Annotated in this window: 10 protein-coding genes; 3 read left to right on the top strand and 7 right to left on the bottom strand. The window is 71.5% G+C overall.

What is annotated here, in order from left to right; all coding sequences use genetic code 11:
• Positions 1-24: 24 nt before the first annotated feature.
• Complete coding sequence (locus ACX27O_RS19265) at positions 25-2,892, top strand: FAD-binding and (Fe-S)-binding domain-containing protein (RefSeq protein WP_458939844.1); 2,868 nt, start codon at positions 25-27, stop codon at positions 2,890-2,892.
• A 59-nt stretch (positions 2,893-2,951) separates the two neighbouring features.
• On the opposite strand, the gene ACX27O_RS19260 is transcribed toward ACX27O_RS19265, so the two are convergent.
• The 4 genes from ACX27O_RS19260 to ACX27O_RS19245 form a co-directional block, all read right to left on the bottom strand.
• Entirely contained in the window at positions 2,952-3,875 is a 924-nt protein-coding gene (locus ACX27O_RS19260; protein ID WP_156057432.1) for a peptidase inhibitor family I36 protein, read from the bottom strand.
• Between the two features lie 6 nt (positions 3,876-3,881).
• Positions 3,882-4,766 carry a peptidase inhibitor family I36 protein gene (locus ACX27O_RS19255; RefSeq protein ID WP_030330650.1) on the bottom strand — a complete coding sequence of 295 codons (885 nt, stop codon included), beginning with the start codon at positions 4,764-4,766 and terminating at the stop codon, positions 3,882-3,884.
• Positions 4,767-4,798: 32 nt separating this feature from the next.
• Positions 4,799-5,662 (bottom strand): peptidoglycan-binding domain-containing protein, encoded by an 864-nt coding sequence (locus ACX27O_RS19250; protein ID WP_210864498.1) that lies wholly within the window; start codon positions 5,660-5,662, stop codon positions 4,799-4,801.
• Between the two features lie 199 nt (positions 5,663-5,861).
• Entirely contained in the window at positions 5,862-6,875 is a 1,014-nt protein-coding gene (locus ACX27O_RS19245) for an NBR1-Ig-like domain-containing protein (protein ID WP_458939843.1), read from the bottom strand.
• A 137-nt stretch (positions 6,876-7,012) separates the two neighbouring features.
• Here ACX27O_RS19245 and ACX27O_RS19240 point away from each other — a divergent pair, with 137 nt between their 5' ends.
• Entirely contained in the window at positions 7,013-7,429 is a 417-nt protein-coding gene (locus ACX27O_RS19240; protein ID WP_210857573.1) for a hypothetical protein, read from the top strand.
• A gap of 70 nt (positions 7,430-7,499) precedes the next feature.
• On the opposite strand, the gene ACX27O_RS19235 is transcribed toward ACX27O_RS19240, so the two are convergent.
• Both ACX27O_RS19235 and ACX27O_RS19230 read right to left on the bottom strand, forming a co-directional pair.
• Positions 7,500-9,539, bottom strand: a complete 2,040-nt coding sequence (locus ACX27O_RS19235) for a hypothetical protein (RefSeq protein ID WP_247674955.1) — start codon at positions 9,537-9,539, stop codon at positions 7,500-7,502.
• 74 nt (positions 9,540-9,613) lie between these two features.
• Positions 9,614-10,855: an MFS transporter gene (locus ACX27O_RS19230; RefSeq protein ID WP_458939842.1), complete on the bottom strand. Its 1,242-nt coding sequence runs from the start codon at positions 10,853-10,855 to the stop codon at positions 9,614-9,616.
• Positions 10,856-10,900: 45 nt separating this feature from the next.
• Between ACX27O_RS19230 and ACX27O_RS19225 the strand changes: the two genes are divergently transcribed.
• A complete protein-coding gene (locus ACX27O_RS19225; RefSeq protein WP_358127425.1) occupies positions 10,901-11,446 on the top strand; it encodes a CGNR zinc finger domain-containing protein in 546 nt (181 codons plus the stop codon).
• A gap of 86 nt (positions 11,447-11,532) precedes the next feature.
• On the opposite strand, the gene ACX27O_RS19220 is transcribed toward ACX27O_RS19225, so the two are convergent.
• The gene (locus tag ACX27O_RS19220) at positions 11,533-11,679 is read right to left on the bottom strand and encodes a hypothetical protein (protein WP_167337290.1); all 147 of its coding nucleotides are present in this window, start codon (positions 11,677-11,679) and stop codon (positions 11,533-11,535) included.
• Positions 11,680-11,686: the final 7 nt, after the last annotated feature.

Raw genomic sequence — 11,686 nt, 5'->3', positions numbered from 1 at the left:
CCCCCTCGCCCGGGAGGATCGCCCATGAGCACCGCCGTACCCGCGCCAACTTCGGCCGGCGTCCGCGCCCGTGCGGTCGCCGAACTGCTGCGCGAGCGCCTCGATGACCCCAGCCGGGCCAGCGCCGAGCTGCCCCGGAGGCTGGCGGCGGCACACGACGCCTCGCCGTACCTGTTCGAACCGCAGGCCGTGGTCCGCGCCGCCTCGGCGGCCGAGGTCGGGGCGTTGATGGCCGGCGCCCGAGAGGCAGGCGTGCCGTTGACCCTGCGCGGCGGTGGCACCAGCCTCGCCGGGCAGGCCGGCGGCGCCGGCGTGCTGGTCGACGTCCGCACCGACTGGCGGCACGCCGAGGTCCTCGACGACGGCCGGCGCATCCGGCTGCAACCCGGCCTGACGATCCGTCAGGCCAACGCCCGGCTGGCCCGCTACCGGCGCCGGCTCGGCCCGGACCCGGCCAGCGAGGCCGCCTGCACCATCGGTGGCATGGTGGCCAACAACTCCAGCGGGATGACCTGCGGCACCACCGACAACGCGTACCGGACGATGGAATCGCTGCGCTTCGTGCTCCCGTCCGGCACCGTCGTCGACTCCGGCGCCCGCGACGCCGACGACCGGCTGCGGACCGACGAGCCCGAGCTGCACGCCGGGCTGCTGCGGCTGCGCGACCGGGTGCGCTCGACGCCGCAGTCGCGCGCCACCGTCGAGCGGCTGTTCGCCATGAAGAACACCATGGGGTACGGGCTGAACTCGCTGCTCGACCACGACAGCCCGGTCGAGATGCTCGCCCACCTGATGATCGGCAGCGAGGGCACGCTCGGTTTCGTGGCCGAGGCCGTCTTCCGGACCGTCGAGATCCACGACCACGCCGCCACCGGCCTGCTGATCCTGCCCGGTCTCACCGCCGCCACCGACGCGCTGCCCGCCCTGCTCGCCGCCGGTGCCCGTACCGCCGAACTGCTCGACGCGGCAGCGCTGCGGGTCAGCCAGCGCGACCCGGGTGCGAGCCCGGCCCTGCGCGGGCTGACGGTCACCGGCCACGCCGCGCTGCTGGTCGAGTTCACCGAGGAGAGCGCGGAGCGGCTGGCCGCGACGCTGGCCGACGCCCGGGTAGTCCTCGACCGGCTGCCGGCCGTCGCGGGCACCGAGCTGACCCGCGACCCGCGCGAACGGGCCAAGCTCTGGCACCTGCGCAAGGGCCTCTACACCGCCGTCGCCGGTGCCCGCCCGCCCGGCACCACCGCCCTGCTGGAGGACATCGCGGTGCCGATGCCACGGCTGACCGGCACCTGCGACGGGCTGATCCGTCTGTTCGACAGGCACGGCTACCCGGACGCGGTGATCTTCGGGCACGCCCGCGACGGCAACCTGCACTTCATGCTCACCCAGTCCTTCGACACCGCTGCCGAGATCGAGCGCTACGCCCGGTTCACCGATGACATGGTCGACCTGGTGCTGGCCGAAGGGGGCACCCTCAAGGCCGAGCACGGAACCGGCCGGGCCATGGCACCCTTCGTCCGGCGGCAGTACGGCGACGAGCTGTACGACGTGATGCGCGAGCTGAAGCGGTTGTGCGACCCGACCGACCTGCTCAACCCCGGCGTCCTGCTCAACGACGACCCGACAGTGCACCTGCGGCAGCTCAAGGCCGTGCCGACCGTCGACCCCGAGCTGGACGCCTGCGTCGAGTGTGGCTACTGCGAGCCGGTCTGTCCCACCGCCGACGTCACCACCACCCCCCGGCAGCGCATCGTCCTGCAACGACAGATCGCCCTCGCCACCGCCGCCGGCGACGAGGAACGCCGCCGGGAACTCACCGCCGACTACGCGTACGCAGCTGTCGACAGCTGCGCCGCCGACAGCCTCTGCGTCACCGCCTGCCCGGTCGGCATCGACACCGGGGCGGCGATGAAGCGGCTGCGCGCCGAGCGGCACAGCCCACGCGCCCAGCGCACCGCCCGCACCGCCGCACGGCACTGGCAGGCCGCCGTGACGGGCGTCCGGGTGGGACTGACCGCCGCGCACGCCGTACCGGCGCCGCTGACCCGCGCCGCCACCGGGGTGATCCGAGGGCTCGGCGGGACCGAACTCATGCCGCTGTGGAGCGACGACATGCCGCGCGCCGGTGCGCCCCGCCCCGCGCCCCGCAGCCAGCCGGACGCCCGGGCGGTGTTCTTCGCGGCCTGCGTCGGCAGCCTCTTCGCTCCCGAGGACGGCCGCTCCGGCGGAGCGGCTGCGGCGTTCCTGCGCCTCTGCGAACTGGCCGGAGTCCCGCTGGTCGTACCGACCGGAACGGCGGGCCTGTGCTGCGGAACCCCGTGGCAGTCCAAGGGCTACCCCGCCGGGCACCGGGAGATGGCCGAACGGACCCTGGCCGCGCTCTGGGCGGCCAGCGACGAGGGCCGGCTGCCCGTCGTCTGCGACGCGTCGTCCTGCACGCACGGGCTCACACAGCTGACCGCCGCGCTGGCCGAGGAAGACCGGGCCCGCTACGCCGGCCTGCGCGTCGTCGACAGCGTGAGCTTCACCGCCGAGCACCTCCTGCCGGCGCTGCCGCAGCCCCGGCGACTGCGCTCGCTGGCCCTGCACCCCACCTGCTCCACTGTGCACCTGGACGGCATCGACGACCTGCGCGCCGTGGCCCGGGCGGTCGCCGACACCGTCACCGTGCCGGACAGCTGGGGGTGCTGCGCCTTCGCCGGTGACCGGGGGCTGCTGCACCCCGAGGTCACTGCCGGTGCCACGGCGGCGCAGGCCACCGAGATCAACCAGCGCGACCACGACGCGTACGCCTCCAGCAACCGCACCTGCGAGCTGGGCATGAGCCGGGCCACCGGACAGCCGTACCGGCACGTGCTGGAAATTCTCGTCGAGGCCGTCGAGCCGCCGGCCTAACCGGCACGCGCACGCCGCCCGCCGCGAACCGCGGCGGGCGGCGCGGTTGGTACGTGATCTCAGGACAGGGCGATGTCGCTGTAGTAGTAGCGCAGGATCGCCTGGTAGGTCTTGCCCTGGTTGGCGAGGTCACGCGAGCCGTACTGCGACAACCAGTCCCCGTCCACCCAGCCACCGCACGCGGTCGTCGTCGCGCAGTAGTGCGCCCGCAGGATGTTGCCGTTGCGGGTCATCCGGGCCGACCAGGTCCGGTCCACAGCGGCGGACGTGGACGAGACTGCCGTCGACGGCCGGTAGACCTGGTCGCCGGTGTCGTCCCGGACGTCGTAGCACTGTCCACCGGACGTCTTCCGGGTCGAGTGCAACGCCCAGTACCAGCCGTAGCTCTTGACGGCCATCGCACCGGCGTCCAGCGAGGCGGCCGGCCAGCTCGTGATCCACTCGTTCGGGAGGACGTTCTTGACGTACGTCTTGAAGTCGACCCGATCGACGCGCCCGAGGCTGACCCGGTACACGAGGATCGTGCTCGGCAGCTTGGTGTTGGTGCCGTCGGTGCTACAGCCCGTCGCCCCGCTCACCAACTCGTGCGAGGCGTTGTTGTTCTTCAGCGTGGCGTTGAGGTTTGCCATAGCGCCGGCTGCGAAGTCCTGGTAGGAACCGGCGAAGTTGCTGTTGAAGTAGACCCGCACCGTCTTGCCGGTCCGGTTCCACACCGACGCGGCGTTGTTCTTCACGCACAGGCCCTTGCCGCTGCCCGCGCCCTTGAAGTCGTAGCAGGTCGGCTGGGTCGTGCCGTAATCATCGAGCGAGTCGGTGAAGTCGGAGACCGAGCCGGCCTGGTCGCTGTTGTAGTAGTAGCAGAACTCGCCGCTGTCGCAGGTTCCGTCCCGTCCCGCCGCCGCTGCCGGCGAGGCGACACTCAGGATGGAGGTGGACATGGCGAGGACGGCGCCGACGACGGCGAGGCCCTTGCGAAAATTCACGGCGTCCTACCTCTCGTTGTAGCCCTGGGAGTTCCAGAACGCGGTCGGGTCGGCGTTGTCCAGGGTGGGGTCGCCGACGCTGACGGCCGCGTGGGTCTGCCGGCCGGCCCGGACCTCGACGTGGGTGTGCGCGCCCGAGCTGGAGGACACCCCGTGCCACGACTCGTCGGCGATGATCTGGCCCTTGCTGATGGCGTCGCCCACGCTCACCCCGGACCTCGGCGCGGTGTGCAGGTAGATCACCGTCTTGTTGAGCGAGGAGTTGTAGACGGAGATCGTGGACAGACCGCCGCTGCCGGTGGCGCCCCGCGCCACGTAGGTGACGGTTCCGGAGACCAGGGCACGCACGTCCGAGCCGACGCTGCGGGCGATGTCGATGCCCTCGTGCCGGCCGGGCGTGGTGGTGTAACCGTCGAAGGCGCAGGTGACCGAGCCGCCGCTGGCCTGGTACAGCGCGTACGACAGGTTCGTGCGCGTCGACGGCGAGAACTCGTGCGAGGCGTTGTTGTTCTTCAGCGTGGCGTTGAGGTTGCCCTTCGCGCCGGCCGCGAAGTCCTGGTAGGAACCGGCGTAGCCGCTGTTGTAGTAGACGCGCACGGTCTTGGTGCTGCGGTTCCAGACCGAGGCGGCCTCGTTCTTGATGCACAGGCCCTTGCCAGCGCCGGCGCCCTTGAAGTCGTAGCACGAGGGCTGCTCGGTGCCGTAGTCGTCGAGCGAGCCGGTGAAGTCCGAGACCGACCCCGCGTTGTCGCTGTTGTAGTAGTAGCAGAACTCGCCGCTCTCGCAGACCCCGTCTCGGGCCGCCGCCGACGCGGGCGATCCGACGCTGAGGATCGAGGTGGTCGCGGCCAGCGCGACGCCGACGGCCGCAAGGCTCTTCCGGATGTTCATGGTGTCCTTTCAGAATTGGTGAGGGGTGCGGGTCACTGCCCGCGCTGGTACTGCTCCCAGGTCCTGATCGCGACCTGAGGGCCGTCGTCCGGACCCTGGTTGGCCAGACCGTTCAGGCCCAGGTAGTAGTCGCCGACCTGGTGCTGCGCCTGACTGGACAGGTCCGTGTCGTTGATCGCGGTGGCGTGGATGTGCCACGGCCAGTTGCCCTGATCCGGGTTGCGGACCCAGGCGGCGAAGCCGACCTGGCGCAGGGCCCGGGCAACGGCGGTGCGCCTGGCCGCGGTCATGCCGGTGACCGCGATGTCCACCACACCCCCGCCGTCGTGCGTACCGGCCGAGGTGGGGTCGCCGCCGGGGTTGTACGAGCCCTGGTCGAGCACCAAGGGGTAGCCGAGCAGCCGCTGCGCCTGCGCCAGCATCGCCTGGGTACGGGCGTTGACGACGTACCCGTCGCGCGGGACCTTCGCGCCCGGGCCGATCGTGTTGACGACGGTGTAGCGGTTCTGCCCGAGCTTCGTCAGCGACGTCGTGCCGGGCAGCCCGTTCGCGGCCAGCCCGGTGTAGCCGAGCGTGCGTTGGTACGCGGCGTACGCCGAGATGGTCACGGTGCCGAAGTAGCCGTCGACCCACTGCGCGTTCAGCAGGCCCTGCGCCTGCAACGCCTGCTCGACGGCGAGCACGGAGCTCTTCGCGCCCGGGGTGAGGGTGTTGTCGGGTCGACGGGGGTCGATCTGGGCGGCCAGGACGGTGGCTTCCATGTCCACGACTGGCCGCACGGCCGTGGTGACGGTTCGCTGCGCGGTGGTGCCGGATGTGGCGGCCCACGCGTGGGCCGGGACCCCGACGGCCACGCAGAGCGCGGCGAGCCCGACGGACAACCACTGACGACGCACTGTCGATTCTCCTCGCGGTTGGTGAGTCGTTCGGAACGGACATCACCTTGCGAGAATCGACCTGCTGTTCGGTACCCCCGCCGTCCTGTCAGATCCGTCAGATGGTCATCGACCTCGACGGATGTGGTGTTGTCAGCTTCGGCAGCACCGGGGCTGACACCGGCTTATCGTGCGCTGACACCGGCGACCGGGGGGGCGCTCAGGCGATGACGGTGACCATGAAGTACACCGGCCGACGGGTGGGGAAGAACTCCCGCCCGTTCTCGTCGACCATCTTCCAACTGACCCAGCACTTCCCGGGGCGGCTCGGTGCGGTGACCTGAACACTGATCATCACCTGCTCGTCGGGAGGCGTGTCACCGATCGCCACCCGGTCCGGCACCTGGCAACCGTCGGCGTCGGCGGTCGGGTTGGTCCGGGCGAGGAAACGGTTGTGCCAGGCGACCTTCCCCACGTTCTTGAGGGCCCACACCTTGACGAACTGGGAGTTCACCCGCACCCGGGTGCCGTCGGGGATGGTCACGTCGGAGATGAACTTGCTGGAGTCGCCGGGGATCAGCGAGTCCGAGAACGCTGACTCGGAGGGCGACGCCGGCGGTGCGGGCGATGCGGCCACGGCACCGGGGTCGTCCCGGGACTTGTCGCGGACGATGACACCCACGACGGCAACCATCGCCACCACCAGCACGACCGAGGCGGCGGCGAGCCACGGCAGCCGGTGCCGCCGCGCCCCCACCACCTCCTCGTCGGTCTGCGGGTAGCCCGTGACGACCAGCGCGCCCCGATCCCCGGGCGGCGTCACGGGGACGCCGGAGACGACGGGCCGGTGGGTCTGCGGGGCGTCGACCCTGGTGTCGGGCTGCTTCTCAGCGGTGGCGGGCGGGGTGTCGACGCCGGCCGGGGAAGCGGTGCCGATCGGTGCCACCTCGGCGTCCGCGATGCCGGGGAGCTGTGCGTCCTCCCATCGACGCCGCCACTGGACCTCGTCCGCCTCGCAGGCTCGCACGAACTCCCGGACGGTCTCCCAGGAGGGGAACCTGGTTCCGGAGGCTGCCTCGTGCAGCGTGGTGTGCGAGATCCGGCCCGAGCGCCCCGCCATCTTCCGGAACGACGGGTCGCCCGCCTCGGCCCGCAGGGCCCGTAGCTGTTCGGCGAACCGCTCGGCGGCCCGTTTGTCCTGAGTCGACTCCGTGGCGGCACGTTGGTCCTTCATCACTCCCCCATGTCAGACGACGTTGTCAGGCGTTGTCAGAGCGTGTCAGAGGGTACCGAACGGGCGGTGGCCGCCATCAATGTGGTGCATCGACGACACCGGGGGGCGACGCCCGGTGCATTGGAGGAGGTCACCCGATGAAAAGCCATATCCGACGTGGCGTACGCATCCTCGCGGCCGCCGGTCCGGCTGTGCCCGCGACGCTGGCGTTCGCCGGACCCGCGCACGCCGAAACCAACCCGCGCTGTGCGGGCTCGGTGCAGATCGGCGCGACGGCGTACGTCACCGTCGGCGGTCAGACCGCGGCGTCGGTCAAGCAGTACAAGGGCTGCGGTAAGAACTACGCCTACACGTACGTGTGGCAGCAGTACCGGGCCAGCCACGGCGCGTACCAGGTGTGCACCTCCATCGTGACCGGAAGCACGCTGCGCGACCTGCAGTGCTCCAGCGGCCCGGAGGTCTGGTCGCTGGGCGCGAACACGCTGTCGGTGTGCACCCGCGCCCTCGGCGGCATCTCGGACGTGGCGCAGAAGGAGACCGAGGTGCGCTGCTGACCTGACGAGTTCGACGTACCCCGGTGGGGTGCTGGCCGGCCCAGCGCCCCACCGGGTCACGATGTCCGGGTCAGGGGCAGGGGGTCCGCGCGCAGACGTCGATGACAGTGCCGGTGAGCAGGAAGACCGCCTTCTGTTTCTGGGCCCCGACCTGGGCGCGGGGGAACTCGTGCGGATCGTCGCCGAACTCGGGCCCGGCCGGGGCGAGATTGGTCGGCGGTGGCGCCTGGGCCGCGCCGCTGTTCCAGATCACCATCGCTGAACCGGTGTACGGGTAGCGGCGGATCGGCGCGATACCCCAGTACGGGTGCACGTCCAGTGACCAGCCGTCAGCGAGCGCGGGGGTGTGCAGCCGAGCGCCGATGGTGCGCGCCTGCACCTCCGCCGCGGCGGGTGACACCTGCTGGTCGCCGAAGGCCACGTGCATCAGCACCTGGTGGGCGGGGGTGCGCGGTAGGGGCTGGTCGGTCAGGTGCTGGGCGTACCCGTTGGCCTCGGACCGGTCCCACAGCATCTGCAGCAGTGCGAGAATCAACTGCTGGTCGACAGTGTCCGGGTAGTAGCCGTCCAGCACGCTCTGGAACGGCGCGAAGTCCACACTGCGTTGCAGCAGCGTGGAGTAGTTCATCGCCGGCACGCCGAGCACCGACCGGGTCCAGTCCTGGGCGATGGCGGTGAGCGCGCCGCCGTTGATGCCGCCCTGGCTGTTGCCGTCGTAGTGCAGGCCGCCCCGGCGATCGATCAGCGGCCGGGCGGTGGCGTCCCGGAACGCCGGGTGGGCGGCGAAGCCGCTCGGGTGGATCATCGCGCGGCCCAGGAAGAGGAAGTTCAGGAAGCTCTGCTGCAACCGGTCGGCCACCGCGGGGAAGGCACTGAGGTCGGTGAAGGCACCGGCCACATAGGGGACGTCGGCGGCGGCCATGCCGATCCAACTGGTCGCGCAGAAGGTGAAGTTGTGGGTGTTCGACATCGTCTTGACATTGCCGGCGTTGATCTCGGTCGGCCGGCCGAGCAGCCCGTGGCCGTACAGCGAGAGGTGCGCCGGCTTCGCGGCCGAGGCGCTTCGCGGGAGGTTGCAGACGAAGTCCGCCGCCAGTGTCGTGCCGGACGGCGTGGGCAGGGCGTTCGGCGTGGGAGCTGTCCCGGCGCCGCCGGCCGGGCCGTAGTGCAACCGGGAGCCGGGGCCGCCGTCGCCGGTCAGATAGGACGGCACCCCGATGGTGCCACTGACCTGCCGGGCGATCAGCGGGTCCTGCTCCGGCCGGTAGTCGGTCACCTGGGTGACGGTGACCGACGGGGCGGCCCGGCCGAGGTCGGCGAACGCGTCGTCGCGGACCGCCAGCATCCGCCCGGTCAGCCCGTGCCGGCTGGCCACCGTGAAGTCCCAGGCCAGGTAGAGGCTGTGCCGGTTGACGCCGCTCCGGGTCAGATCGGTGAGGATCCTGCGCATCTGCGGCGCCCGGGGGTCGCGGTGTGTGACGCCGGCACCCGTCACGTACGCCGTGAACGCCTTCGGCGCTCGGATCGGGGCCCCGTTTCCGTCGCGCAGGCCCCGCAGCCCGACCACGTAGCGGGTGCCCTCGGCCAGCGCCACCGCCGGCCGGATGATCAGCAGCTGCCGGTCGGGCTGGCCGACGGCGTGCGCGTCCAGCTCTGCCCAGTACGGCGTGCGTGTGCCGGTCCGGGCGTTGAGCAGCACGATCGGGGCGTCCGGTGCCAGCGAACGGCCGATGTCGGTGACCGGGGCGATACCGCTCGCGGTGGCGTCGAGACCGGGTACGCGCACCAGGATCGGCGAGCCGGGGCTGAACCCGTCCTGCCGGTTCCACTCCGTCGGGTCGATGGGGGTTCCCTGCACGTTGGCGGGCATCGCGGCGGCGGCGAACCGTACCCGTTTGCCGGTGGGGCTGCTCCGGTCCGGAACGGTGAAGTAGTCGTTCGGGAACGGCAGCAGGCAGGCGGTCGGGTCGATCGGGTCGCAGGACGGGTGCCCGGCCGGTGCGGGTGCCGTCGGCGGTGCCGCGGGGGCCGCCGTGCCGAGCAGGACCGCGCCTGCGGTCACCAGCACGGACACGGCGAGACGGAGCCCTCTGGGGGTGGTCACAGGCATCTCCTTCGACGCTGGACGGCGGATCGATGCGGGGCTGACGGTGGTGGTGTTCTTCCTACGCTTGTGAAAGAAACTCAGCAAGGGTCGATGAGTCCGCTCGCACACAGTTGCGGGCGGCGCCGCACCAGCAGGCCGCCCGCGATCCCCGCGACGATCGGGAAGGCGGCGACCAGCAGCAGTTGGGCGCTCGCCGAGAGGGGGGCGGCGAGGCCCAGGAGCCCGGCCCCGATCGCCGAGGCCGCCACCTTCAACCCGGCGCCGATGGTGAAGACCTGAGTGCGGATCGTCTCGTCGGCCAACTGATTCCGGGCCAGGAACAGCGCTGCGCCGAGCGGTCCAGTGCAGAGACCCGACAGCGCGAACAGCGCTGCGGCCAGTGGTAGGGAGTGCACAGCGGCGGCCAACGCGAGCGGTACGCCGACCGCGGCCATCGCCCAGACTGTCACCCGGGGCGCGTGGCGGGCGGGCAGCGGCCGCCATGCCCAGAGCAGCGATCCCACCAATGCGCCACCGGCGGTCACGCTGAGGAGCAGCCCGGCTTGGGCCGGTTGCTGTGCAGCGGCAGCAAGGGTGGTGGCCACGACAGCCAGACCACCGAGGCCCAGTTGACCGAAGCTGGTGGTGAGGGTGATCGTTCGCAGGTCCGGGATCCGGGCGATCGCGCGGGCACCGTCGAACAGGCCGGCGGCTCGTGTCCGCTCCGTCGTGGTGGAGGCGACCAGGCGCAGGGATGTGACGCCGAGGGCGCCGAGCCCGGCGGCCACCGTGAGCGCGAGAACGCCGGCGCCGGGATCGGCCGCCGCCAGCAGCCCCACCGTGGCCGGCCCGAGCATGCCGGCGACGCTGTAGGACAACGAGTCCAGCGCGAAGGCGCGAGCCTCCTGTCCGGGTCCGGCCAGTGCCGCCAGTCGGCTGGTCAGTCCGCCGGTCAGCGCGGGTCCGCAGCACCCCGCGATCGCGAGGACGAGGCAGGTCTGCCACAGCGGCGCATGGCCGAGCATCGCGACCGGGGCGGCGAGGACGGCGGCGAAGACGGCGATCGCGCCGGCGAGCACGACCGCCGGCCGTCGCGCGCGGTCGACCAGCGCACCGACCAGGGGCGCAGCCACGACGTGTGGGAGGAGCAGGGTGGCGACCAACGTTCCGCCGACGGCCGCGCTGCCGGTTCGGTTCAGGGCGAGGATCACCAGCGCCACACGTGCGCCTTCGTCGGCGGTACGCGCCAGCAGCGCCGCGGTCAGGTACCGGACCAGTCGAGCGTTGTCCCGACGGCTACCGGAACCCGCTTTCGTCACCTGTTCAACCGGTGATGCCATCGCATCACTCTTGCATCGCATCACGTCACCGGTCAATATGGTGACGTGAGGTTCGAGTTCATCGCCGATCGGCCGGTACTGGACTTCCTCCCCACGCTCGCCGAGCGTGGGCACACCGATGTCGAGCAGTTGACCGCTCCGCGAGACGTAGCGGATTGGGCCGTCCAGGCCGGCATCGTCGAACGACCGCCCGCTGTGGACGACGCCGGGCTGAGCCACGCCAAGGCGCTGCGAGAGGCGATGTTCCGCCTGGTCCAAGCCCTGATCAACGGCACCGGGCCGATCCCGGCAGACCGCGAGCTGGTCAATGCGGCCGCCGCGAAGCCGCTACCCGCGCTGCGCCTTGAGGCCGACGGGGTGCACCGCGACGGCGACCTGGCCGCCGTCCTGGCGGTCCTGGCGCGCGACTGCCTGGAGTTGCACGCCAGTGGCGACCGCCAGACCCTCCGCTGGTGCGCCGACGAGCACTGCACCCGAGCGTTCGTCGACCGGTCGCGCGGCGCGCGGCGGCGCTGGTGCGGCATGCGCGGCTGTGGAGACCGCGCCAAGGCGGCCGCGTACCGCCAGCGACGGCGCACCCCGGCACCATGAGGACAACAGACTCACGGTCGTGGCCGGCACCCCGATCGCGCTAGGGCTGCCGGCCAGGACCGACCCCACGATGACTCACGGCAGGATCAGTCGGTGATCACCGGCCAGGCGTAGGCGAGCAGGGCGCAGGCGGCACCCAGAAGCGCGAGCGAGACACCCCTCGTGGGCAACGGCAGGGCCGCGAGCACGATCAGGATGACGGCGACGACGTAGAGAAATGCCTGGACCGACATGGTGTTC

The organism is Micromonospora sp. SD19, assembly GCF_054462275.1.
The sequence above is the reverse complement of the archived record's forward strand: the minus strand, read 5'-3'. Positions and strand labels throughout refer to the sequence as shown.